Source organism: Paenibacillus sp. J31P316 (assembly GCF_056269105.1).
On record NZ_JBWDNI010000022.1, the window covers coordinates 35,319 to 60,146 of the forward strand.

Sequence of the window (24,828 nt, forward strand, 5' to 3'; positions counted from 1 at the left end):
GAGTGCAAGATGCGACCTTCCTTCATTACTCTCGTTCGCGTTCAACAATCCAGCGTGCGCTATTCAGAATAAGCCGTTGGATGGCTTCTGGTTTGAACGAATCTGCCCTGTGACCCGGATGTAAATAGACTACCTTTCCTAGTCCATAATTCTGTTCCCATGCAGAAAGCCATCTTTTACCGGCATTTTCGTATTCCAGAAAAACTGTACGAGGCGTATATGGATCGAATTCAAATTGATACGGCTCCTCATCGATCGTAAAATCTTCCACTCCGTCTAACAACGGATGATCATGCATTGTTCGATAAAAATGAAGCTGCTGATAAGGGGGATGTGTAATAAACTTGGCACCGATTACCTGCAGCAGCTCATAGCTGCCCGCCAATGAGATGCCGTTATGAATAGCAAGCAGGCCGCCTCCGTCCGCTACGAATTTGAGCAGCCCCGCAATTTGCTCGGATGTCAAAGTTCGTGTCCAGATATCCGCATAAGAGATGCATGCCTCGTACTCATTGGTATCCAGCGTGGATAAGTCATCATAATTATTGGTTACGGTCAAACGAAATTCACCTTCCAGAATCTGTTCCAACTCCTGCGCCACCTGCTCTAGTGGATGCCAGGCCCCCGGGTAATCATCACCAATTAACAGAATTTGTTTTACTGGCATACGATCTACTCCTCATTTCAAGTTTGTTTTACAATAGGAAGACGTAGGAAATGGACCATGGACGCAAGATTGACTAAAAAAACTTCAGGGTGGAGTGAATTTTTTTGGAATTATCCGTAATATGGAATGACTATTACCCTCAACTCAAGAGATTCGTCTCGAATCGAATCAAGAATCAGGCAGATGTGGAAGACATCGTGCAGCAAATCTTTATTAAGATAAATAATCATGTCGACGAACTGAAGGATAGTGAAAAGTTGACGTCCTGGATCTATCAAATCGCTCGCAATAGCATGGTAGATTATTTTCGCAAGAAAAAGTGGAACGATGAGTTGCTCGACCAACATCAAACGACGGATGAATATGATGAACCAGATCTGGCCCAAGAGGTCATTGCCTGTTTCGAATCGGTTATTCAACAGCTTCCGGAAAAATACAAGACAGCCTTGGAACTCTCCATATTGAGAGGAATGTCCCAAAAAGAATTGAGTGAACAACTAGGGATTTCCTATTCGGGGGCAAAATCAAGAGTACAGCGAGGGCGTGAGATGCTAAAAGAATTATTGACTGGATGCTGCCATATTGAGTCGGATCACTACGGAAACATTATCGATTTTCATATCAAATGGCGCTACCCTTCTTGTTCGAGCAGCGAATAGGGGGCGTAATTAATTGAGGTATTAAGACATTTATTGCAAGCCCCCCATTGCTAAACAGCCTGCCGAATCACGCCGGCAGGCTGTTTAATTAAAGTAATGATCTCCGTTGGCGTAAGGATGTTTAGTCTAGAACTACAACTATTTTATTAGCAATGCTTTGATCTTCACTACGGCTGATATTTATTTTGCCATCAGGATAATACATTTAAAGAATTGTTTGCAGATAGCTGATAATAAGTTCAGGATTTCTAGACTCTCCACTCTGAATACTTTTTAATATCTCATTTGATTCTATCCCATATGTACTATTGGGGTTCAAATTTATAGGGGCCCCACTTTTCAATAATTTCTTTGGGTATTCAGATTTTGTGGTTGAATCTTTACCTTTGTCATTTTAACTCTAATTCGGAATTTATGGTGGCCACACCAGTATTCTGGTCATAATTCTCTCGCGCGCTTTCGATAAGCGGCAAGACACTATTTGCCCATTGCTTCAAGGTTTGCAGAGGTCCCACTAACGTTACCCCTAGCAGCGTAAGCGAATAGTCAACGACTGGCGGAACAGACGGCTTGACGATACGCTTGACCAATCCGTCCCGTTCCAGCTGCCGGAGTGTGTGGGTCAGCATCTTCTGCGATATACCGTCGATTCTTCTTCTAATTTCCCCATACCTCAGGCTGCCCCCTTCCAATGCATAAACGACCAGCACGGTCCATTTATTGGCACTTTTAATTACGCTTGTTGTTTCGATTCTGCTGTTCAGGGTTCTTGGGCTGTTCAGCTGGTCTTATTTCGACAATTGGCATTCTCCGCTTCAGGGAGCAGTGGCCGTCATGCTGCTGCTTACAGCTTCCGCCCACTGGGGAAAAAGACGGCCTGATCTCATCCGGATGATCCCGGTTGCTTTTCCAAAACCGAATTGGATTGTGACGGCCACCGGGTGGCTGGAAATTGCGGGTGCCCTCGGCATTCTGTTCCCCGCTACCTCCCGCGCGGCTTCCATCTGTTTGCGGTTCTACTCGTGGCCATGTTCCCTGCCAATGTAAGGGCAGCCCGGGAAGGATTAACTATCGGCGGAAGACCTACGCCTAAGCTGCTTGTCCGTACATTGCTGCTGCAGCTGGTGTTTCTCGCAGCTGTCCTCTTAGCAGGTTAGGTCTGTGACTTGCCAGCACACATCTATTTCGACTTTTTTAAAATCAGATCGAGCGCATTCTCTCTGGGCCTTCATGCTTATCTCCTAAAACACACAGAGGTAAGGGATACCTCTCCCTTACCTCTGCCCAGGCGTACGGCATATCAATATGTGCTCCCTCGTGAAATAATTTCGTATTGCATCCTTTTAACCATTTTCTCACAGTCGTCTACTTGACCTGATCGATCGAAAGGCTCAACTTATAATTGCCGTACTTCAGCACTTCCTCCAATAGTTTGTTCAGTTCAGAACCGTCTCTAATCCGGATGCGCAACCAATAGCAGCCTTCACCACCTACACGATGCACCTCCGCTACAGATTCAGACGACTGGACGAAGTCTCGGAAGGCTTGATGCGCTTGATTGGAGTTCATGAAGACGATAAGAAAGGCATGAACATTCAAACCAATCTTTTCGGGATTCCAACGCAGCGTATAACCTTCGATAACGCCGCTGTCTTCCAGCTTTCGTACCCGCGCGCCAACTGCCTGCCCTGTGAGATGTACAATCTCTCCGATCTCCTTGTAGGTAAGGAGCGCGTTATTCAACAAAGCTTGCAGAACCTTCAGATCAATATCGTCAATGGCTTGGTTGGCCATTTGGCACCCACTCCTTTCACGGCGTAAGTAAAACCGCCTGAATTCGTTCATCAAGTTATGTATCGAGTCCCGAGACTATTGCTAAAATCAATACTATCACACATCAACTTTTTGGGAGGAAATTCAGATGAACATTCAGCTCATTCGACATGCGACTTTATGGATTGAATATGCGGGAGTGACCTTCTTGTTAGACCCTATGTTCAGTGATCAGGCTGCCAACCCGCCGATTCCCAATTCCGGCGACGAACGGCGCAATCCGCTCGTTCCATTGCCTGGCGCACTAGACACATGGCTCTCTCCGGACGCCGTACTCGTATCACACTTGCACCGCGATCACTGGGACGAGGCAGCAATGCTGACGCTATCGAAGTCATTGACTATATTCTGTCAACAGGGAGATAGCGACGCTATCCGTTCGTCAGGTTTTACCAACATAACGGAGATTCAAACCTCAGTAACCTTCCGAGGCGTAACCATTCAGCGTACGAATGGTCAACATGGAACAGGCGAAATCGGCCAGAAAATGGGGCATGTATCCGGCTTCGTCTTTCAAGCATCAGGAGAGCCCGCACTGTACATCGCAGGAGATACAATTTGGTGTGAAGATGTGAAGTTAGCGCTGGATACCTATAAACCCGATATGACGATTGTCAACGCAGGCGGGGCGAGATTTGCTGTGGGCGACGTGATTACGATGGACGAAGATCACGTAGTCGAGCTAATCCGATACGCGCCATATACCCAGGTTGTCGCCATTCATATGGATTCCATCAACCATTGCCATGTCACAAGGGACGTGCTGCGGACGATGCTCTCCAAGCAGCGGTTGCTCGACCGTGTCTACATCCCGGAGGATGGTGATTGGTTATGAACCGGACGGAAACAAACACTTCCGGCGTAATGATATCGACGGATAGGAGCTTGCTCGACCTGCCCTTTGCCTACCGCTATCTGCATGAGCATATGTACTGGGCGAAAAACCTAACGTTTGACGCTTTCGAGAGAGCCGTCGCCCATTCGGCAATCGTGGTCGGTACGTACGATTCGTCGGTGAACGGACGACTGATCGGATTCGCCCGGGTCGTTTCGGACTGCGCAACCTTCGCCTATCTGACCGATGTCTTCGTCATATCTAAGTATCGTGGTCAAGGCTTGTCCAAGAGGATGATGGAGATCATTGTGAATCATCCGGATCTGCAAGGACTGAGGCGTTTCTTACTTGTAACCGAAGATGCGCATGAGCTTTACGCCAAGTTCGGCTTTGAACTACTGAAGGACGGAGCAAACTGGATGCAACTATACAAAGGATAACTCTAGTAGACCGTGATAAACCACTTGGCACCCCTCGCAACTAAGCGAAACATTCGCCTCGTACTATACTGATTTCCAAAGTTCCAAGTGGCTGGTCGATTATTGAGCGCCCACTTGGGACTTTTTTGCTTTCCCCGCAATTCTGCGATAAAGGCAGCCGATCTACGAGGACAAAAAGTATCGTGATCTGCTTCATAGCGAAGTCAAAATTGACCGTCAGGGTGATCACGTAGGTGTGATACGGTTCAGCTTATCATCTACAGGGCTAAATCCGAAGGCACCAATAGGTGTCTTCTTGCTGTTTGTTCAGCTTTCAGTGCGTTGACGTTTGCGGAAGGCCGCTACGCTCTCACGATGAGCGCATGCTTCGGAACAGTAGCGCTTGGACTTGTTCTTGGATGTATCGATAAAGGCATTCTGACAGGGTGCAGAGGCACAGATTCCGAATCTCTCGGTTCCAAACTCAATCAAGACAAAGACAAGCCCCATGGTTGTCGTCGTAGCCAGCCAATGAGCACATCCATCCTCCTCCGATTCAAAATGCAGATGGTAGGGCCCATGTAGCCAGCTTATTCTTGGCGTCGCCCCACTAATACGGAGTTGCTCATTCAAAAGTGCCGCTGCATCCTGCGCCTTCTGCTCTTTTGCCAACTCGAACACGGTCCGCAAAGATTTTCTCAGCGATCGGACGATCTCGATATCCTCCGAACGAACAGGCCACGATTGAATGGTATCCCGATGAACAGCGATAGCGGCATCCCAATCAAACCCTTCATTTTTCCTAGAGGCCGAATCCAGAACATGTTTCTCGCTCTCGACGAGAAATTGCTTCAATTCTTCAGGCGTTGACAAGCTGTCGGTCCCCTTAACGGGACAAAGCGTATTGATGAGATCAACCGCAAGGCCTATGGAGAGCGATTGGTAATAGGTAAAAATCATTTGACATGTCACTCCTTGGTAATTACAATCGTTACATGCAATATAATTTTAGCATGTTACACACGCGATGGAAAGGAGGTCTGGGAAGGAATGGTTATGTCGTTAGCGGAAGTTGCGGAGAAAATCCCGGAAAGGAGATGGTGGGCGCTCGGTGCTGTTTGCCTTGGACTATTCATGGCCCTGCTAGATGTTACAATTGTAAACGTCGCTTTGCCGGCCATTAGCAGCGATCTTCAAACAGATTTCTCAGGCTTGGAATGGATTGTCAACGCTTATACTTTAGTATTTGCTGTGGTGCTGGTTCCTGTGAGTCGATTGGGCGATATTTTCGGACGGAAGACGCTCTTTATGTTGGGGATAGCCGTATTTACAATTGGCTCTCTGTTGTGCGGATTGTCAGGCGGTATCGCGATGCTGAATATGTCTAGAGGCATTCAAGGACTAGGCGCATCCGCAATGATGCCTTTATCGCTCGCGATCATCTCGGCGACGTTCAGCGGAAGGCAGCGGCGGATCGCAATCGGGGTATGGGGCGGTGTCAGCGGATTAGCCACGGGGATCGGCCCGGTAATCGGCGGGCTTCTAGTTAAGCATATCGGATGGCAATCTATTTTCTATCTGAATCTTCCCGTCGGCATCGTAGCGATATCGCTTTCTTTATGGGCGATCAAGCAATCCAAGGACGAGTCTGCCGCGCGCAGAATCGATCTGTTCGGGTTCATTGCCTTCACCGTTTTCATGTTCTGCCTCATATACGGATTGATTCAAGTTAACCAAGAGGGCAACGATTGGACCTCGTCGCACGTTTGGCAACTGCTCAGCCTATCTATCTTTGCCCTAGTCGTATTCATCGTAGGTGAGCTTCAAATAAAACACCCCATGGTAGATCCCCGTTTATTCAGGATTCCCAGCTTTACGGGCTCAGCGATTGCCGCCTTCTGTCTAAGCGCTGGGATGTACGCATTGTTATTCAATCTAACGATCTACCTGCAAGGCTTCCTCGGATTGGATGCAATGGAGTCAGGCGTTAAGCTAATCGCATTCACCGCGATGGCTCTGCTATTCGGCCCTCTGGCCGGTGCATTGATGGGGAAAATAGGTTCAAAATGGCTTATCCTCGCTTCCATGGTTTTGATAACAATCGGGGTTTACTCCATGTCTCATCTCTCCCATCATAACGCCCCCTCGGAATGGGTGGTCCTGTTACCCGGATTCATTATCGCCGGAATAGGAAGCGGATTAATTAATCCGCCCATCTCCAACCTGGCGGTCGAAGCCGTGCCGGTTCAACGAGTGGGTATGGCGTCCGGAATGAACAGTGTGGCTCGCCAGATGGGGAGTGCATTCGGAATTGCTCTCTTCGGAGCTATCCTGTCCAGCCGTTACAACTCATTGGTTACAGATAGAGTTCAGTCGTTGCAAGACAACCAACTTACTGGATCAGCGAGGGAGCAAGTGATCCAAGCAATCGAGTCGGGGGGTCCCATGGCAGGCAGCGACGGTCTGGCGGGAATAGAGTATGACGCCATATTCCACAATGATCCTCTTCTTGAAACCTACCGTCAGATTGCTCGCGCATCCTTCGTGGATGGAACGATTGACATTATACGGATTGCTTCCGTGATTCTGGCTGTTGGCACGGTGCTCTGTCTGGTTCTGATTCGCAAGAAATAGCTTAATAAATCCTGCATTTTCGGGGGTCTCGGGGCTGTATAGAAGTTCTTGTCCTAATACGGTTTTGTATAGAAGTTCTTGTCTTGAGTTGACGACAAGAACTTCTATACAATAAATAAAAAAAGCCGCTGTTTATGCGAATTTGAGTGTATAGATGTTGTTGACCTCCGACACCTCCGCTCTTCTTCAAACCGCTTTAGAACTACTAACGCTTAATAAACCGGCAGCGGATCTCCGATCTTGCTGCCGGTTTATTGCTTTGGTGCTGCTTAATTGAACTAACGTTTCCCGTTAGGATTCCTGTAGAGCGTTAAATTTGCGCTTTGCACAAAAACGAACGCCTCCGGTACGATGGGTTAATCACGGGTCATAGCCCTTTAGCCATCATAAGGAGGTCGCTCTATCTTGAAGTTTAAAGCCCAAGCCAAACAAAATCATTTCAATCCAGCACCTTGTCGTCGGCATCGACATCGCCTCGGCATGGAACCAACCGGCCACTATTGGCTCAGCCTCGCTGCCTGGCTCAAAGACAGGCGCCTCGAGGTCGTGCTGGCAAACCCTCATCTCGTCAAAAAGAACAAAGAAAACCGCGACAATACCCCATCCAAAAGTGACATCAAAGATGCCTTTGTTATCGCCGACATGGTGAAGAACGGCTACTACACCATCATCAAAGAAAACAGTGAAGTGTTCATGGAACTGCGCGTCCTCATGGCAAACCGGGAGACCATTGTCCATCGTAACGTCAGCGTCAAAAACCAGATCCACCGCTGGGTCGACATTGTCTTCCCCGAGCTGCGGCAGGTTTACAAACACCTCATTGGCTCCGGATCGCTAGCAACCTTGCGTCTCTTTCCAACGCCTGCCGATCTTCAAAAACTCACTGTTCGTCAAATCGTCGACGGTTGGAAAACGGTCATGAAGCGGCACAGCGGTGAACGAAGAGCTGGTGAACTACTAGCACTAGCAACGCGCTCAGTTGGCGCCAAGCATGCCGAGAAAGCCTACAAGCTTCATCTGCAACAGTTGCTTGCCGAATATGAGCTGGCTACGGAGCAGCTGAAAGTCATCGAAGGTGAAGTGGCGGCTACTTTGGCCCGGATCCCACTAGCCAAGCCGCTGCTGGCCATCAAGGGCATGAGCATTTTGTCTGTCGCCGGTATTCTGGGTGAGGCTGGCGACCTCAGCGGCTATTCACATGGCAATGCATTGCTGCGGCATGCCGGCCTCAACCTGGCTGAAGCGAGTTCAGGCAAATGGAAAGGCCAGATGTCGATCAGCAAACGTGGCCGGCCAAGGCTTCGGCATGCCCTGTTTATGGCAACCATGGCCCTCATCATGAACGATGGATCGTTTAAACGACAGCACGAAATGAATGTAAAGACGAAAAGCATGAAGCCGATGCGCTCTGTGATGAAGCTTTGCGGCAGGTTGGCACGCCTATTGGTTGCCATGGCTCAAAGCGGTGAAGCTTACGAACCGGATCGCGCTCTCCCTATGAAACAAGCTGCTTAACTACTTCTCGAAATAGTACGAATATTGGCTTATTCGCGGGATCTCAAGACTGCACGGAGTACCGGATTGCGTTAAACAAAAGGGCACAGACCCGTACCGTTAGGATAACCGGCCTCCACCCACCGGATAGGCGTAACGAAGGAATGAAAGGGCATCGACCCGTCGAGAAATGGGAGTGAAAGCCTCCGGAGGTACGTGGAGCGGCGTGCAACAGAGCAGTAAAAAAAGGAGCGAAAACTCGCCCCTTCTGTTCCCGCATGCGCTTCGGTTACCGAATTTGACGATACCATCCCTTCTTCTATCCGACCGCTGAGCCTCGCGGCTGCAGCGGTTTTCTTAGATTATCTGATAATCTAAGGCGCTATTCTTCACCTTCCCATAACTAGACCCGCTAGCTGCCCTAGTGGTCGGAATGATCTTTTGTCGGAGGATATAGAACCAATAGGCATGGAATCGAGAACTGCAATGCACTCCTGCTTGTGGTTGCGAAGTTTCCATAGAAAATGCAAAAGGGAATCGTCCAGTCATCGAAGATCTCTCTCGACTTTACTTTTCGGCTTGGCAGCGAACGTGACATGCCCCCCTCACCCGAATACATCAATAAAACAATTCTCTTTGATGTCTTCTCCGTTCCGTGATTTGCTCTCTTCTTTGCTCTGCGACGCGAATTCTTCCAGCCCTGCAGGCAAGTATGGCGGCATGACATTGAAGCCATCGCTGCCTCCCTGCTTGAACCATTCTTCCAGCTGGTCCGTGACCTGCACCGCTGTCCCAGCAAATACCCGATGCCCGCGGCCACCGGCAAGACGGTGAATCAGCTGGCGGATCGTCAGCTGATCGCGCCGCGCAAGAGTGGCCACGAGCTGGAATCGGCTCTTATTGCCGTTGATTTGGCTGACGTTCGGCAGTTCCGGCAGCGGGCCGTCGAGCGGATACGTGAACAGATCCAAGCCAAGCATATTCGATAGCTGATTCAACCCGTATTCCGGTACGGTCAGCTCGCTCAATGTCTGTTCCTTCTCTTTCGCCTCGGACTCTGTCACGCCGATTACCGCGCAAATGCCGGGCAGGATTTTTAAATGATCCGGGTTACGGCCATATCGGGCCGCCCGCGCCTTCACGTCCGCATAGTATTGCTGCGCTTCCTTTAGCGTCTGCTGCTCGGTGAAGATCGCCTCCGCGTACTGCGCGGCGAATTCTTTGCCATCCTCGGACGAACCGGCCTGCACGAGGACAGGGTACCCCTGCGGCGAACGCGGAATGTTCAGCGGTCCGCGCACTTTGAACGTATCGCCGGCATGCTCGATCGCCCGCACTTTGCCGGGCTCCGCAATCACGCCCACCTCCCGGAGCGGGCAGCCTCTATACCGACGACAGCAACGCGAACCAAGCTGATGGACACGACGGCCCTCAATGCCGGCAAACAGCTCGATCAATTGCGCGCGTCGTCCGGCATCTCGTGGACCTACGTCAGCCCGGCGGCATTCTTCGACCCCTCCGGCAATCGAACCGGCGCTTACGTAACCGGCAAGGACCATGTGATCCTTAACGGCAAAGGTCAGAACTACATTAGCTACACCGACTATGCCGACGCCATCGTGGACGAGATCGAGCAGCCGCGACACGCGAACCAGCGCTTCACCGTCGTAGGCGAAGACGAATAAGCATTGGAACGAGAGCTGTTTTCCGAGAGGGAAGCAGCTTTTCTGCTTCTTCCATGCGAATTGCAAGGTATCGATCACCAATTCGCGACAAGCAGTCATAGTTGCCCTGATGCTCCGCATAAACAGTATTGTATCGAGGAGGATTGCCATAGGAGGTTAAAGCATGGACGACGTGAACGAAACCAACCTGAAATCAGAGGCGCAGCAGACGCAGCCGTCGCAGCAAGCGCAACCCGCGGAAACGCATGACGTATACCACCCTCACACGCAAGCTGCCGCGAAAGGAACCGGCGACAACTCCGCAGCTCTTCATTCGCAGACCGTCGGCCCGCGCGGCCCCATACTGGAGCAAGACAGTAAGCTGCATGAGACGCTCGAGACGTTCATACATAGCAAAATCATCGAGAGACCCGTGCACGTCAAAGGCAACGCCGCGTTCGGCTACTTCCGCACCACGCACGACATGTCGGCGCATACGAAGCTCTGCTTCTTGCAGACGCCGGGTCAGGAAGTGCCCGTCGCGGTGCGCTTCTCGCTGGCCGGCGGCAATAAAGGAACGCCCGATACGTCCCGCGGCATTCGCGGGTTCGCGACCAAATTCTACTCCGAGCAAGGGGTGCTCGATTTCATCTTCAACCACATTCCCGTCTTTACCATCCGAGATCCGATCCGTTTCCCGGAATCCATCCGAGCGCTCTCGCCCTCCCCGGTAAACAACTTGGCCGATCCCCAGCTTCTGTGGAGCTTCGTCGCCCGGGCGCCGGAAATGACCCATTTTCTATTATGGCTCTTCTCCGACGCGGGCACCGTCAAGAGTTATCGGCATCTATCCGGCCACAGCGTGAATACCTATGTCTGGCGCAATGCCGAAGGCGTGCGTAAGTACGTGAAGTACCGCTGGATTCCGCTAGCCGGTCTGCAGTACATCGATGCCGTCGAGTCGGCGCGCCTCGGCTGCGAGAATCCGGATTTCGCCGGTCAAGACCTCTACGACGCGATAGCCGCCGGCGGCACGGTAGAATACGAGCTTTGCGTGCAGCTCATGAACCCCGATGACGCCGCCGTCCTTTCGTACGATCCGCTCGACCCTACGAAAGTGTGGGACGAGAACTTCTACCCGCTGCAGCCCGTTGGACGCCTCTACCTGAACCGCAATCCGGATAATTACATGGAGCAGGTGGAGAAACTCGCTTTCTCGGTATCCAACCTGCTGGACGGCGCCGAACTATCGGACGATAAAATCTTGCAAGGACGCGCGAACATCTACACCGACTCGCAGCGCCGGCGCATCGGGCCGGACTTCCGCAACGTCCCGGTCAATCGGCAAGCCGACTGGACGCCGGAATCCCAGATCACGAGCGGGGAAGGCCGGTACGTGGAGGGCCAGCTCGTGCGCGCCGAGCTGCCCAAGGCCGATAATTTCGCCCAAGCGGGCCAATTTTATCGCGCCCTCGATGCCATGCAGCAGACGCATCTGGTCGACAATCTCTCCGGCGCTCTGAGCCTTGCAACCGCCGAATCGCAGCGCGTCGTGCTTGACTATCTGTGCCAAGCGTCAGCAGTGCTCGGCGAACGCGTCGAGTCGCGCATCCGGCAGATGGCCGGAGGCTGAGGGGATCGAACGGGCGAGCCGAGCGCCGGGGATCGCCTTGCTTCCGTAAGCGGACAGGAAAGCGGTTATTTTGCCCAGAATCGGCGTATTTGAATTATGGTCCCAAAAACACGCGTTTCCGATGTATTGAGAAAATAAAGTATTAGATTGCATGTATTGCAGCCGCGCGGTTTATTGGATTTACAAACCGTTACATTCGAAAATTAAGTATTAGACTAACCTCAAAAATAAAACAGCAGCAGCCATGGACTGAGAAAATAAAGTCCTAGACTGTTGCTGTTTTATTGAACTATCGTCTCCCGTTAGTTGAATAACCATTGTGTTCTTTTGCTACTCATTCGGTTGCCAAGCTTTTAATTTATTGCCATCGGGGTCATAGAAATCAAATTCTCTAAACCAGCTATGTACAATCATTTCTTCGATACGTATCCCATTCGAACGGGCGTGCTCATAAAGTCCACCAATATCTGAAGTTCGAAAACAGACTACTGGCATTTCATAAGTTTGTCCACTTACCAACCATTGGTTTGTCTTAAAAGTTAGAACTTGATTATCCGATCGCTCGCGTAGAAAAACCTCTTGTTTACCTGCGAGTAAATAATCCTCGTTACTCTCCAATCCAAGGTGCTCGATGTACCATTGCTCTGATTTCTCCCTGTTGGAAACAGGGATATAGACTCCATCAATTCCAATCAACGCTGGTTTTTTCATAATCTCGACTCACCACCTATAAAAAGTATTGGTCATTTGCTACCAATCATAATAAATACATAAAAATCCATGAATGGTTGCGTTAACCTGCCCGTTAGCGTAGCTCGGCACCGCAATGCAAAAAAAGCGAGGGATTGGTTCCATCGCTTTTGCGCTCGTATCCTGTTAATTCAGGATTACTCCTCCTTCTTCTGTTTCTGGACTAGTTCATCTTGGTCGCTACCCCAGATATAGTCGATTCCTAATTCATTCATCTCCTGAGCATTTTTCATCTTACCTTGGTCAACATTTTGTTTTGGATCCGTTTTTTCGTTATTGTTCATCTGAAATCATCCCCTTCTCCAAATGATGGAACCCCAAGTTGTATCCTTTCCAATATCGTCAAACTTATGTAACAGCAAATTTAAAAGAAAGTGTTACGATATGCGGTCAGTGAAGAGTTTTCAGATAGGTTGAACAAATTCAACGAAAAAGGATGTCAAAAGACAGCGGAGAGTTCGTTCTGCCAATGGCACAAGAGATCCTGCGAAATCGTATTAGCTTAATCTGCCCATTACTTCAACGGATAAGAGTTGGTCGCCCTAATTTAAGTAATATTATTTATTTTTTGTGCAGGTATATCTCTGATTTTGTTACAACATGCCATTTCATGTCTAAAAGTACAGGAGCGAGATAAAGCGGATTAAACCAACTATAATCTCCATTGGCCAGAAGCTTGCCCGTCAACAACTCTCCATCCACTTTCTGCAGTTTATTCACCACTCGCGATAGCTTTGCCCTCATTCAGAAATTGAAGCGCCGTTTCCCAGTCATACTGAGTTCCCTTTGTTCGTTCGATTTCTGCAAGATGGTAGTCGTACTGCCTTTCATTTCAGCTTCCACTTCAGGTGTAACTGCTGAATCCCACATTTCATTGAATGCCAGTCCTTTCAAGCCAGACTCCTCGATTGCTGTCTTGAATTCCTCTGTTACGAATATAGGAGTGGTGTTTTGTGGTATCTTGAACAGTAGTTGCCTCTGAAGAGCATTTGGATAGAAGGAATACTCTCGAATGTAGTCTATGTTTCCATTATCCAATCGTTGAATAACCGATCGTTCCTCATTAAAACATTTCACGAGATTAATGACATTAACAAATACTAATGGTGAATTTTTAATTGGTAAAAACTCTACAAATGGCTCTATAAGATGCCCGATTTTTTCTCTCGCCTTTTCAGTGAGAATAAACCTGTCTCCCGCAAATGCAGGAATATCTTTTTCACTACCTTTTCGGTATATGATTAATTCTATTGGTCCAGGTATCCTTCAATGGAACTGCATCAAAGGTTACAATATTATCATCCGTACGTTCTTAATTTATGAAGTGCATTGACAACTTCTCCACTCGTGTGAAATGTTCATTCTCTCCTATTGTCATTGAACTATCGTTTCCAGTTAGCTTAATAAATAATGAATAAGAAAATATGAGAACCAATCCACAACGCTAATCGTGTTCAAAAAACAAGTATATCAATTAATTATCAAATGGGTTGAATCCTTCAAATTCTCTTCACCCCAATCATACATTGCCTCTATAATTGGAGAAAATTTTAATCCTAAATCTGTTAAAGAATACTCTACTCTTGGCGGAACTACCTTGAATACTTCACGATGGATTAAATTATCCTGCTCCAGCTCCCTCAACTGTTTCGTCAACATGGCCTCAGTAGTCTCCGGGAAAGATCGACGGATCTCTCCAAAACGTCTTGGCCCCTCTGAAAGATACCATAGTAGTAATAGTTTCCATTTTCCTCCTAACATTTGTTGAACTTTTGTTAAACCACAATCAGGGGCAAAGAACTTAGTATTTTTAGTCATAATTCTCCTCCTAAAATAGCATTAAATTATCATTACTACCAAAAACCATAGTACCTATTAAAAATAACAGTACTTGTTATTATCGCTTATAAGAAATAAAGTAATATTACCACGATTACTGTTATTTTAAAATAAATTGTTTCATGATGGAGGAATGGAAATTGAACATTTAAGAGACCTTATAGATGTGAAAACAACCAAAGATAGGCTTTTAAGCAGAAAATGGTTCAACGCGGGGTACTCAGAGCGAATTGAAGCCGAAATTGGTGTCAACTGCCCAAGAAGGCTATTGTATGAGAAACTTGTTTAGCTCTATAGTCTACAACCAAACTAAAAATATACACATGAAAGGTGATATTAAAATTAATAATAAAAAATTGATTTTAGTTACGGGTGCTACTGGATTACAAGGCGGTGCTGTTGCAAATGAAGCATTAAAACAGGGATTTAAAGTTCGTATTTTAGTTAGAGATGTAAATTCTACTAAAGCCCAGGCACTTATTCAAAAAGGGGCAGAAGCTGTAGTAGGTAACTTCGATGACCCAACCTCTTTGGAAAATGCTATGAAAAATGTCGATGCTGTTTTCTCAGTGCCGATTTCTGGAATAGATACCAACGAAACAGATCGAGAGAGAAAACAGGCTTTTGCATTAATTCAAGGTGCAATAAAAAGTGGCGTAGAACAATTTGTGCATACATCCGTTGCAGCCACAAGCAGATATACGCAATTTCCAGAATGGGGAACAGGTTACTGGTTTGAAAAGTATTGGACAGATAAATGGGATATAGAGGAGGCTGTTCGATCAGCAGGCTTTCCTTTATGGACTATCGTGAAGCCAGCATGTATTATGGAAAATTTCACTTCTGAAAAATCTGCATTCATGTATCCTGACTTACAACAAGGGGAAATAAAAACGGTTACGTTTGCGGATACACCTATAGATCACATTGCAATTGAAGATCTTGCTTCTTTTGTTTGTGCAGCCTTTGCAGATCCTGAAAAATTCAATAAACATAATATTGAGTTAGCTGCCGAATCGATTTCATATAAAAAAATTGCCGAGATCATCTCGGAGGTAACAGGAAAAGAACTTAAAATCACAACACTTGGTATTGAAGAAGCATTAGAGCAAGGAATTCATCCATTAGCTGTACGAGGTGAGCAATGGAATAACGTAGTTGGTTATAATGTAGATATTGATTTATTGAAGACTTACAATATCAAATTAACTTCATTTAAAGAATGGGCAGAAAAAAATAAAGACAAGTTTAAAATAAATTAACCGCCTGTTAGATGAAAAAAGCAGCCGCTCACAATGAGCGGCTGTTTTCATCATGTATCGAGCTCAGGTTTTCTTGTTTTATAACAAGCATTTATTATTATTGCTTTTCAACTAAACTGCCGTTACTTCAATGAACAACGGCAGCCGATCGTGTGGCGGCTGCCGTTGTGACTCCATTCAACTATAGTTCCCCGTTAGCTCAATGATCTGATTAGAAATGTAATTTTCTCGGTGGGCTATAGCTCTAAATTCACTGTCTCCCCACATGTACGACATTGTCTGTGCAGTTTATGTTCTAAGAAAAAAAGTCTAAATTGTTTGCCCTCTCCGCATTCACACCTACCACTTGCTAACGCTTTTTTTGGCGAGACTTTCACTTTTTCTTCGGATGTGTATTGAATCGAATCATTATTCACTACAGATTACAGCCTCCCCTTGAAGAAATAAATAGCCTCTTCAATTCGCCATTAATCCATAAATTACCTGCAACTCACTTTACTTTATTTCCTCTACTCGTATTACAGTTTGTCAAATTAACCAAAACTTCAACTCTCCGATTTATTTGTGATACGGTTCACCGCGAATGAGCTTAAACTAGCCTGCATTTTTCAGGGGTAACTAATTATTATTTCGTTTGTTAACTTCAATCGCAATGAACTCCGGCAAATAATTGGGAGTACAGCCCTTTGATACCATTTCATCTTTATAAAGACCTGTTTTCTCTCCAAGTTTAATACAACGTGCTCGATTCTTTTGATCATAAACGCCAATCCAGCCTGCGGTGAAATTCATGGCCCATTGAACTTCCGGTTCTTCCTCCGTAATATTAGCTTCAATAACAGAAAGTAAGTCTGCGTTGTTATCAGGCGGTGTTTGTCCAGTCCATCTCAAACGCCCTTTATAATACCAGAAGGCTCGCCTTTGAAGAGCAGAAGGACTATTTTCCCATAACTCCATCAATGCAATTTTCTTCTTGTCTTTGGTGAGCTGATTAGCCATTAGCCAATCCATTAAGTTATTTCGCTCATCAAATGTGTGAATCTGCATATCCGTATCAAGCTTATTTAGCACATCTTGTGAGAGATGGTTTTTGTCCATAATTAAGATTGCCAACAGTCTGGGCAAAAACTTTTCGGTTGACCAAAGTTCCATAGCTAGTTCGTGATCTTTATTAATGTCCTTCGCGATTTTTCGTAAGTCGCCTAGCTTAGTTTTACTATTGATCTGTGTTAGAATGTTTTCTGCTTTTGAAGAGCGTTTTATTTCTGTACTTTTATTCTTATTCATTTGACGCAACTCCTTTATCTAAGCATTCTATCCGTAATCTTTATTGAACTAGAGATTCCCATTAGTTTAATCATAAAAGTCACCTTTGACTAAACCCAAGAACTCAGCCAGTTAATTCGGGTCCTGTTCATTATATCCTTCAAGTACCATGCTAAAAATTCGATTGTGCGCCCAACCGGCAGGTGATTCAATAACTTCAAAACTTTACATATCACGTTCCCTTTACCCATTGCCCTTCCTTTGAATTAGTATGACCACCACAACTACCACTCGTTTCAATACTTTCAAATGAATTGAGCAATTGAACCAAACTTTTGATATTTTCATCTAATTGTTCACTAACAGCCATTAAATCAATTCCTTAAGATATCACATGCAAAACCAACAATTCCACGAAACTTTCCTGATTCCTTTATTACGCAATCCTGCCCGCTAGCTTAATAGAAAAACAACAATGATTGACATAAACTAGTCGAAGCAAAGTTTAAATATTAAGTCTTCGCAAGTAATAAATAAAATCTGGAAGGAGCAGGATATGGGGAAAGAGATAATCGAAGGAGTGCAGTGCAGCAAATGCTTAAGAAAATACTATTAATCGCGACATTGATTGCAGCTTTAACTGGATGCGGCTCTACAGCTCATGAGGGACCAAATGTTGTCAAACAACAACGTCTTGTTACTTACAAGGAAATAAGCGCTCCAGAGAGGACTCTAAGGTTGAAGGCCCTCACAGCCATTCGATTATTTGTAAACGGCAATCTGGCGAATGTCGCACCTACGATCATAACCGGCGTTACATTTGTTCCCGTTCGTGCAGCAGGGGAAATGTTGAACAAATATGTGATATGGGAGGCAGCGACGAAAACAGTCTTCATTAATGATGAGAACCAACAACAGCAGCAGAAGCCCGCGAGCAAAGCATTGAAGCTGATTGTTAACGGAAACCAGGCGAACGTCGCCCCGAAAATCATTAACGGCGTGACTTATGTACCCGTACGTGCGGCAGGCGAGCTGCTGAAGAAGTTCGTGACATGGGATGCGATAATTAAAGCCGTCTACATCAACAACCAGATGCATCAAAAAGTCCTCTACTTCCCAGCTGCCAACTACCCGTTAACGGCAGCACATATGAGAGCCGCGATTGGAAAGGGAAAATCGCCAATCTGCACGATTGATCGGGCCGGAGCAGACGAGAGCCGCGAGCAAGCGCTTCAAGGCATCCCGACAAAGGAGGGCTTTGATCGAGATGAATTCCCTATGGCGATGTGCGCCGAAGGCGGTACCGGTGCAGATGTCGCTTATGTGCAGTACTCCGACAATCGCGGCTCCGGCTCATGGATCGGCAATCATCTTGAGAAGTACCCGGATGGTACGCGAGTTTTGTTCGTAATTGACGGGGCAGCAGGCACAGTCACCAAGCCGCCAACTACACCGACGACACCTAAACCGGTCTATTACGCGAATTGCGCTGCCGTAAAAGCCGCGGGCAAGGCACCGCTATACAAAGGTCAGCCTGGATATAGTACCCAGTTAGATCGTGACGGCGATGGTGTAGCCTGTGAAAATTAATAAAGCAAATAAGCGATTCAAAAAATAACATAACGCAAAAACAGGCTGCTGGATCATATTTGCCCGGCAGCCTTCTTTGTGTCTTTGGAATTAACTAACGTTCCCAGCTTAATCCTTGTAGATACTACTATGACTTGGCATTGAATTTGCTGTCTCTCTAAACCTTTAGAAAATAATGATAAAATGCTTCATCTCTTTCATAGCCACTTTTTTCATAAATCCCTTGTGCTCTTACGTTATCAATCGCTGTTGAGAGCGCTAGTCCCTTGGCTTTAATGCTTCTTGCATAATCTTTTGCAGCTTCTAATAATGCCCGAGCAGTTCCTGCACCTCTAAAATCTGAAAGTACATACAGATCATTCAAAATCAAAGATCTCTGCATAGAAATTGAAGAAAATGAAGGATACAGTTGAGTAAACCCGATTATTTTATTGTGATTATGATCTTTAGCAACAAAGATTATGGATTCTCTGTGTTGAAATCGTTCAAATAAGAACTCCTTTGCTGCTGAAATATTTGATTCTTGATTGTAAAACATCCGATAATCATTAAACAAAATTGTTAATTCATCAAGATCATCGATTGTCGCCATTGATATGAGAAAAGTACAACTGTTCATATATAATTCAGTCCTTTATTTGTTTTAAGTCCATTTTATCATTTATGTCTTTAAACTATTGCGCTAAACTATTGCATTATTCTTCCTGTTACTTCAACAAAATAAAGGAGCAACTGCCACTGGCAATCTGCTCCTTGTTTCGTTGAACTATCGGACCCGTTAGCGAAATGAAACATGGAGCAGTAGGTACCGGCAAACTGCTGCATTTTCTTTGAACTCTCGTTCCCCTTTAGTTTAACAAAGTAAATTCTAAAAGAAATACTGTATATCAAGTCCTCTGTTTTGATATCTATTTTCAATTTCTGATAGTTCCCTTTTGTTTCTGATATTTTGTAGTGAACAGGTTTCGCAGGATAGGCAATCGATTAGCCATGTATCTATATATGTTGTATCTTTTGGAATACTTAGAAATAATGCATACTCAACTATTTCCACAAGTATTTGAGAGTCAAAAATATTCGACTTTATCTCATAAGATTCATTTCCGTTAAACGCCCAATTCTGAATGTTTCGGTTATGTTCATATCCGCATTCATTGCACTTCATATTCTCCTCCAAACTTAACCGATCGACGATCGCCATCTGTTGAGGTATTTTACTAACGTTCCCCGTTAGTTCAAAGTGATTTCATCCTTGAATGAATTAAATATTAATTTACTTTCGAAGTTTTTCAATCCTTATTAAGTTTCATATTTATCATAATATGTTCTGGTGTTTGAAAATCAGACTTCTTTTCAACTTTAATTCCGTTTATATAGACATCCAAGCAATCCCAATAAACAATTAATTGGTCTTTTTCCTCTAAATACAAAAAGTTCATCCAACCATCGCACACTAATTGGTCTGCTTCATCATAAATCATGATCCCTGAAAAACAGTCTAATGAGCCATCTAAATAATTCATACACTTACCTTCAATGCTACTATTTGACCAATCAAATCTAAGTTCTTCATCAAATTCAAGATAAAAATCCAAGTCTATAAGCAATTGTCGTTCAACTTCTGCTTTTAGTTTAGGACCCATGGTTATTGCAAGTCCCATCTCATGACCAAATGGATTTTTCAAATGATTATTCATCCTTTTTATTTAACGTAATTTCCATGCTTTAAGTCCTCTCATACAAAATTCGCAATTATTCGTACACCTAAAGGTATTCGTGAAGTGATTCCTCTATCCTGCCCGTTAGTTCAATGATGAGATGTCGGTCATTATGCGATTTCCCACCTTATCGCGGGAATGAGATCAAGCTCTTATCATTGGGATTTGACAAGAACCCATAAATAAGAAAAGCCGCGATTTCGCGGCCTTTGATGAAATAATGTTCTTGTCACCTGACAGATTCCTCACCTCTGTTCTGCCGTTTATACAAGCTAAAGAAATAATTATTATTTGTTAGTGTCTCTGAATGATTTCCCCTCACATACCCTTGGAAGAAATGGAATTCGTTCTTCGTTTCCACCGCGTCCGGTGCAAGGTTGCCAAGCAGAAACGGCGTCTGCTTGTCGATAGACAAAATGTCCGCAATCCAATTCGCGATAATAGCGTGCATAATTCTTGATCCCATCGTTCTCACTTCTATTCGTGATCAGACGGTTTGGGGATTCTCAACGACGTAATACTTGGCTTGTGCCTTGAACATCTCACCGTACTTGCCTGGCGCATCAACGAGCTGGCGATGGCTGCCATATTGGGTAATCATCCCGCTCTCGAACACGGCGATCGTATCGCAGAACTGGCAGGAGGACAGACGATGAGAGATGTATATCGTCGTCTTGTCACTGATCACCTCGTTGAAGTTGTGATACACCTTGTACTCGGCCAGCGGATCAAGCGCAGCGGTCGGCTCATCAAGAATCATGATCGGCGCATCCTTGTAGATCGCCCTTGCGATGGCAATCTTCTGCTGCTCCCCGCCCGAGAATTCTACGCCTTGATCATTGAACCAGCTCCGAATATACGTATCCATCCCTTTAGGAAGCTCATTCATCCGCTCACTGAACCCGGCTTTGCGCATGGCTTCGTCGAAGCGATGCGCATCATGAGGCTGGTTGAACTCCAGATTTTCTTTTATCGTGAAATTAAAGAGTTGGAAGTCCTGGAATACCACCGAGAACAGCTTCTGGTATTCCTCGAGTGGATACTCGCGAATGTCCACACCATCGAGGAGAATCCGACCCTCGGTCGGTTCATAGAGCCGCGCCAGCAGCTTGATGAACGTCGTCTTGCCTGCGCCGTTCTCTCCTACGAGTGACAGCTTCTTTCCTGTCTCCAGGGTGATGGATACATTCGTCAGCGTATCCTTCTCCGCGCCGATATATCGGAAGCTGACGCGATCGAATGTAACTGTATGCTTCGCATTTAGCTCCAGCTTGCGTGTGCCTTTGTCCTTCATAGACGGATACTCCATGAAAATTATATAGTCATTCATGTAATCGCAGGTGTTAGCCAACCGAATGCCTTGTGTCAGAATGTTCGTGATACTCTCGGCAAAACTGACCGAGGCTGTGAACAGCATCTGAAACTGTCCAATCGATATGGCCTTGTCCAAGACCCGAAGTCCCAGATATCCATATAGTACGCCTTGTTGAACAGCTGTCACCAAGAGACTTCCGGAGGTGATGAATACGAACGGCTTCAGGAACCGGTTCGTTTCGTTGACCATATGATTCATATAGCCTTCCGCCTTGGCGTTGACCAGCTGTTGACCGTCATACAACCGGATATCCATTCCGTACTTGCCTCCTTGAAGCACGCGATTGGCCAGATACCAATACTTAGTGTCCAGTTTGGCGCGATCCTCCTTGAAGCGAAGCTCGGAGCGGCGAGACAGATACGTGAACAGAAACCCGAGCGCTACCAGTACCAGCAAGGCGATCAGCAACAGAGGCTCTACACTGCCGATAATCGTTAGCGTACTCACAAATGTAATAATACCGGACGTGAACGTCTTCAGAATTTCCGTAAGTCCCCGTAAGCCGCTAGACCACCAGCCCATACCGTTTCTGGCTTTGGACTGCATCTCCAACATAGCGGGATCCTCAGTGTACTCGTAATCCATCTCCATCGTCTTGCGGGTAAGCTGACGATCGCTATAGTCGCTGAACCGCTGATGAAACACCGTCTGCTCGTATCGACAGAAGTTACTGATGATTCGTGCTGCGAAAAAGAGCAGCACCATAATCGCTACCGTCTGGATAATGACACCGGGACGGCGATCATTAAGCAATTCATCGATAATGATTCGCGGGAAAATAATCGCGATAAGCGGTTGCAGACCAGTGACCACCATATCTACGATGACAGCGAGAAAGTAATATTTGTCCATCTTCCAGGCTTGGCCGTAGAAGTATTTCATAACTGTCCATATGCGCTTAAGCATGTTCGCCCTCCATCTTGTAGTACTGGGCTTGCATCTGGAACATCTCTGCGTATTTGCCGCCTTGGGCGACTAGCTCATCATGGCTGCCGCATTCCACAATCGTCCCCTCTTCGAACAGCGCAATGCGCGAGCAGAAGCGCGTGCTGGACAGGCGATGCGAGATATAGATGGAGGTCTTGCCCTGCACCATACTGCCGAACTCCTGATACAGTTTCTCTTCCGCCAAAGCATCTAGCGCCGAGGTAGGTTCATCCAATACGACACAAGGCGCATCCTTGTACAGTGCTCGAGCCAGTGCGAGCTTCTGCTTCTCCCCGCCGGACATATTAGTGCCATCCACTTCCCAGTCGTTGGACAGACATTGATTGGCTTTCTTGGGCAGACCATTTACGCGATCCCACAAGCCGGCGGCTTTCAGACATTCATCCACTCGCGCCATGTCCGAAGGCGCTTCCCTCATGGTCACATTCTCGGCAATGGTAAATGCAAAAGGAGCGATCTCCTGGAACACCGGAGCAATCAGCTTGTAATACTCGTTCTTGTCATAGCTTGCGATATTAACGCCGTTCAGCAGAATCTCGCCGGAGGTCGGCTCGTAGAGACGCGTCAGCAACTTAATAAACGTCGATTTGCCCGCACCATTATGACCGACAATCGCAAGCTTTTCCCCCGGCTCGATTGTAAATGAGATATTCTTGATGACATCTACATCAGCTCCCGGATAGCGGAAGCAGACATTGTTGAAGGCGAACCGCATACCCTGCGGAAAAGCGGTCGGGACAGAAACGCCTTGATTATGCCCCTCGGCATAATCCAGAAAGCCGCGGAAGTCATCGATGTAGCGCGTCTGCTTTAGCACCGAAGCACTGTACTTTAAGAGGCTTGATAAATTGCGCGAAAATGTACTGAGCGCCAATACCAACATCGCGAACGTCGCAATATTCATGTCTCGATACAATACCGCATAACATAGCCAGCCATAGGTCAGCGAATCCTGAACGAGAGCCATCACTGTATCGAAGTGCTCCCGCTGTCTCGTGTTGCGGAAGGTGCGTTTGTCATTGACCAGAATTTTGCTATGATTGAACTCGTACTTGTCCATCAGATAATTCGTCATATTATAGAATCGAATGTCCTTGGCGGTTTCGAAGCTGCCGCCTTGGTGGAAGATGTATGTACAGATCGGTGCAAACAGGAACCTGATGTCGGCAATCAGTTTATTTACCTTGTCCACGTACAGCTGCAGCAGGAAGCTGCAGACGATGGTGACGGCCAGTAATAGAATAAACCAAGGACTAACCACTAAGATTGCAGTACCCATGGCTGCTATCGTCAGCACTTGAGTCGTCAAGCTTCTTGTATCATTGAATACGATCTCAATGCCTACCGTGTTGTTGTGGTTGCCGAAAATGGCCTCACTGGCTTTCCAGTTCAACATATGGAAGCGCCTGTCGTCCAGCTGCACAAAATCGCAACTCATCAGCCGTTGACCCTTCAGGAAGCCTAACCGCAGCTTGATCAACATGAAGCGATAGACCGCGAGATTGTTGCCGTTCTGAAACACTGCCGTAGCGATAAATAGAGACAGCGCTGCTGCGATCGCGTACAGAATCACCCGTTCCCGATCCTGGCCAACAGTCAGTTCGTTCAGCAGCAGCTTGATAATGATGATCGGAACCATGCTGGCGGCAGCTTCAAAGATCGAGGACAGAATCATCATCATAAACTGAAATTTATCGTACTGCCAGATCGCTTTGTACGAATAAGCAAGATTGTTGATAAAGCCGTTCTTCTTCACCTTGATCATGTCGCGATCGCGTTCTGCTTGCCTCTTCACGAGAAAATCGATATTTTTTCTTTCTTCTTCTTTCTCCTGACGTTTCAGCTTTCGCTTGTCAGCGAGTGTCACCATACTACTTCCCCCTAATCCCTAGTTGAGCCGATTGCACTTCGCAAATGGCAGCGGAGTTGACTGCCCGGTTCTTGGCCGGATCAAGTACCAAAGCCGCGACCGTAACCACCTCTAACAAGGAGTGGCGTTGACATCATCGTGCAATTCACCAAGTAACTGAAGCTAATCATCCCGCAACCGACTACACCCATTTTGTTTTCTTCATGCACACCTCTCAATCGCAATGTTCCGCATTAAGGATTCGTCTTGCAACGTACATTTCCTTCTTGAAATTGTAATAAAAAACGGTTTTATCCAATTTTTAATGCAAAAAAAACGGAACGGCTCCACATATGAGCGTTCCATTCCGTTTGTTGTTATCACACTTGAGTT

At 46.4% G+C, this 24,828-nt stretch carries 23 protein-coding genes and 4 pseudogenes; 12 read left to right on the forward strand and 15 right to left on the reverse strand.

The window, feature by feature from the left end:
• Positions 1-25: 25 nt before the first annotated feature.
• Positions 26-667 (reverse strand): ThuA domain-containing protein, encoded by a 642-nt coding sequence (locus tag AC0YNU_RS30595; protein ID WP_475763416.1) that lies wholly within the window; start codon positions 665-667, stop codon positions 26-28.
• A gap of 104 nt (positions 668-771) precedes the next feature.
• On the opposite strand from AC0YNU_RS30595, the gene sigZ reads away from it, so the two are divergent.
• Positions 772-1,326, forward strand: coding sequence for an RNA polymerase sigma factor SigZ (gene sigZ, locus AC0YNU_RS30600; protein ID WP_475763418.1), 555 nt, complete (start codon positions 772-774; stop codon positions 1,324-1,326).
• A 389-nt stretch (positions 1,327-1,715) separates the two neighbouring features.
• On the opposite strand, the gene AC0YNU_RS30605 is transcribed toward sigZ, so the two are convergent.
• Positions 1,716-2,036 carry a winged helix-turn-helix transcriptional regulator gene (locus AC0YNU_RS30605; RefSeq protein WP_475763420.1) on the reverse strand — a complete coding sequence of 107 codons (321 nt, stop codon included), beginning with the start codon at positions 2,034-2,036 and terminating at the stop codon, positions 1,716-1,718.
• A 124-nt stretch (positions 2,037-2,160) separates the two neighbouring features.
• Here AC0YNU_RS30605 and AC0YNU_RS30610 point away from each other — a divergent pair, with 124 nt between their 5' ends.
• Positions 2,161-2,373, forward strand: a complete 213-nt coding sequence (locus tag AC0YNU_RS30610; protein ID WP_475763422.1) for a DoxX family protein — start codon at positions 2,161-2,163, stop codon at positions 2,371-2,373.
• A gap of 318 nt (positions 2,374-2,691) precedes the next feature.
• Here the strand turns inward: AC0YNU_RS30610 and AC0YNU_RS30615 are convergent, their stop codons facing one another.
• Positions 2,692-3,120 (reverse strand): Lrp/AsnC family transcriptional regulator, encoded by a 429-nt coding sequence (locus tag AC0YNU_RS30615; protein WP_475763424.1) that lies wholly within the window; start codon positions 3,118-3,120, stop codon positions 2,692-2,694.
• 127 nt (positions 3,121-3,247) lie between these two features.
• Here AC0YNU_RS30615 and AC0YNU_RS30620 point away from each other — a divergent pair, with 127 nt between their 5' ends.
• Positions 3,248-3,994, forward strand: a complete 747-nt coding sequence (locus AC0YNU_RS30620) for an MBL fold metallo-hydrolase (protein WP_475763426.1) — start codon at positions 3,248-3,250, stop codon at positions 3,992-3,994.
• Positions 3,991-4,434 (forward strand): GNAT family N-acetyltransferase, encoded by a 444-nt coding sequence (locus AC0YNU_RS30625; RefSeq protein WP_475763428.1) that lies wholly within the window; start codon positions 3,991-3,993, stop codon positions 4,432-4,434. Before AC0YNU_RS30620 ends, AC0YNU_RS30625 begins: the two co-directional genes overlap by 4 nt.
• A gap of 306 nt (positions 4,435-4,740) precedes the next feature.
• On the opposite strand, the gene AC0YNU_RS30630 is transcribed toward AC0YNU_RS30625, so the two are convergent.
• Positions 4,741-5,373, reverse strand: coding sequence for a CGNR zinc finger domain-containing protein (locus tag AC0YNU_RS30630; RefSeq protein WP_475763430.1), 633 nt, complete (start codon positions 5,371-5,373; stop codon positions 4,741-4,743).
• 90 nt (positions 5,374-5,463) lie between these two features.
• Here AC0YNU_RS30630 and AC0YNU_RS30635 point away from each other — a divergent pair, with 90 nt between their 5' ends.
• Together AC0YNU_RS30635 and AC0YNU_RS30640 are read left to right on the forward strand one after the other, a co-directional pair.
• Positions 5,464-7,047, forward strand: coding sequence for an MFS transporter (locus AC0YNU_RS30635; protein WP_475763432.1), 1,584 nt, complete (start codon positions 5,464-5,466; stop codon positions 7,045-7,047).
• A 474-nt stretch (positions 7,048-7,521) separates the two neighbouring features.
• Positions 7,522-8,562, forward strand: a pseudogene (locus AC0YNU_RS30640) (IS110 family RNA-guided transposase); the annotation flags it as partial.
• Positions 8,563-9,146: 584 nt separating this feature from the next.
• Here the strand turns inward: AC0YNU_RS30640 and AC0YNU_RS30645 are convergent.
• Entirely contained in the window at positions 9,147-9,899 is a 753-nt protein-coding gene (locus AC0YNU_RS30645; RefSeq protein ID WP_475763434.1) for an LLM class flavin-dependent oxidoreductase, read from the reverse strand.
• A gap of 11 nt (positions 9,900-9,910) precedes the next feature.
• Here AC0YNU_RS30645 and AC0YNU_RS30650 point away from each other — a divergent pair.
• Both AC0YNU_RS30650 and AC0YNU_RS30655 read left to right on the forward strand, forming a co-directional pair.
• Positions 9,911-10,226: pseudogene (locus AC0YNU_RS30650) on the forward strand (NAD(P)-dependent oxidoreductase); the annotation flags it as partial.
• 163 nt (positions 10,227-10,389) lie between these two features.
• On the forward strand, positions 10,390-11,838 hold the full coding sequence (locus AC0YNU_RS30655) for a catalase (RefSeq protein ID WP_475763437.1): 1,449 nt from the start codon (positions 10,390-10,392) through the stop codon (positions 11,836-11,838).
• A gap of 330 nt (positions 11,839-12,168) precedes the next feature.
• Here AC0YNU_RS30655 and AC0YNU_RS30660 read toward each other — a convergent pair whose 3' ends face one another.
• From AC0YNU_RS30660 to AC0YNU_RS30675, 4 genes are all read right to left on the reverse strand, one after another.
• The gene (locus AC0YNU_RS30660; protein WP_475763439.1) at positions 12,169-12,549 is read right to left on the reverse strand and encodes a VOC family protein; all 381 of its coding nucleotides are present in this window, start codon (positions 12,547-12,549) and stop codon (positions 12,169-12,171) included.
• A 176-nt stretch (positions 12,550-12,725) separates the two neighbouring features.
• Entirely contained in the window at positions 12,726-12,872 is a 147-nt protein-coding gene (locus AC0YNU_RS30665; protein ID WP_475763441.1) for a hypothetical protein, read from the reverse strand.
• 460 nt (positions 12,873-13,332) lie between these two features.
• Entirely contained in the window at positions 13,333-13,851 is a 519-nt protein-coding gene (locus AC0YNU_RS30670; protein WP_475763509.1) for an imm11 family protein, read from the reverse strand.
• Positions 13,852-14,058: 207 nt separating this feature from the next.
• A complete protein-coding gene (locus tag AC0YNU_RS30675; protein ID WP_475763443.1) occupies positions 14,059-14,406 on the reverse strand; it encodes a winged helix-turn-helix transcriptional regulator in 348 nt (115 codons plus the stop codon).
• Positions 14,407-14,699: 293 nt separating this feature from the next.
• Between AC0YNU_RS30675 and AC0YNU_RS30680 the strand changes: the two genes are divergently transcribed.
• Positions 14,700-15,689, forward strand: coding sequence for an NmrA/HSCARG family protein (locus AC0YNU_RS30680; RefSeq protein ID WP_475763445.1), 990 nt, complete (start codon positions 14,700-14,702; stop codon positions 15,687-15,689).
• 618 nt (positions 15,690-16,307) lie between these two features.
• On the opposite strand, the gene AC0YNU_RS30685 is transcribed toward AC0YNU_RS30680, so the two are convergent.
• A complete protein-coding gene (locus AC0YNU_RS30685; protein ID WP_475763447.1) occupies positions 16,308-16,976 on the reverse strand; it encodes a DNA alkylation repair protein in 669 nt (222 codons plus the stop codon).
• A 211-nt stretch (positions 16,977-17,187) separates the two neighbouring features.
• On the reverse strand, positions 17,188-17,325 hold the full coding sequence (locus AC0YNU_RS30690; RefSeq protein ID WP_475763449.1) for a hypothetical protein: 138 nt from the start codon (positions 17,323-17,325) through the stop codon (positions 17,188-17,190).
• 224 nt (positions 17,326-17,549) lie between these two features.
• Here AC0YNU_RS30690 and AC0YNU_RS30695 point away from each other — a divergent pair.
• The 3 genes and pseudogenes from AC0YNU_RS30695 to AC0YNU_RS30705 form a co-directional block, all read left to right on the forward strand.
• A pseudogene (locus tag AC0YNU_RS30695) lies at positions 17,550-18,026 on the forward strand (stalk domain-containing protein); the annotation flags it as partial.
• Positions 18,027-18,047: 21 nt separating this feature from the next.
• Positions 18,048-18,368: pseudogene (locus AC0YNU_RS30700) on the forward strand (NucA/NucB deoxyribonuclease domain-containing protein); the annotation flags it as partial.
• Positions 18,357-18,545 (forward strand): excalibur calcium-binding domain-containing protein, encoded by a 189-nt coding sequence (locus tag AC0YNU_RS30705; protein ID WP_475763511.1) that lies wholly within the window; start codon positions 18,357-18,359, stop codon positions 18,543-18,545. The pseudogene AC0YNU_RS30700 and the gene AC0YNU_RS30705, both read left to right, overlap by 12 nt.
• 157 nt (positions 18,546-18,702) lie before the next feature.
• Here AC0YNU_RS30705 and AC0YNU_RS30710 read toward each other — a convergent pair whose 3' ends face one another.
• The 4 genes from AC0YNU_RS30710 to AC0YNU_RS30725 form a co-directional block, all read right to left on the reverse strand.
• Entirely contained in the window at positions 18,703-19,164 is a 462-nt protein-coding gene (locus AC0YNU_RS30710; protein WP_475763451.1) for an N-acetyltransferase family protein, read from the reverse strand.
• 670 nt (positions 19,165-19,834) lie between these two features.
• On the reverse strand, positions 19,835-20,230 hold the full coding sequence (locus tag AC0YNU_RS30715) for a hypothetical protein (protein WP_475763453.1): 396 nt from the start codon (positions 20,228-20,230) through the stop codon (positions 19,835-19,837).
• A gap of 520 nt (positions 20,231-20,750) precedes the next feature.
• Complete coding sequence (locus tag AC0YNU_RS30720; RefSeq protein WP_475763455.1) at positions 20,751-22,544, reverse strand: ABC transporter ATP-binding protein; 1,794 nt, start codon at positions 22,542-22,544, stop codon at positions 20,751-20,753.
• Positions 22,537-24,456, reverse strand: coding sequence for an ABC transporter ATP-binding protein (locus tag AC0YNU_RS30725; RefSeq protein ID WP_475763457.1), 1,920 nt, complete (start codon positions 24,454-24,456; stop codon positions 22,537-22,539). Before AC0YNU_RS30725 ends, AC0YNU_RS30720 begins: the two co-directional genes overlap by 8 nt.
• Positions 24,457-24,828 lie beyond the last annotated feature (372 nt).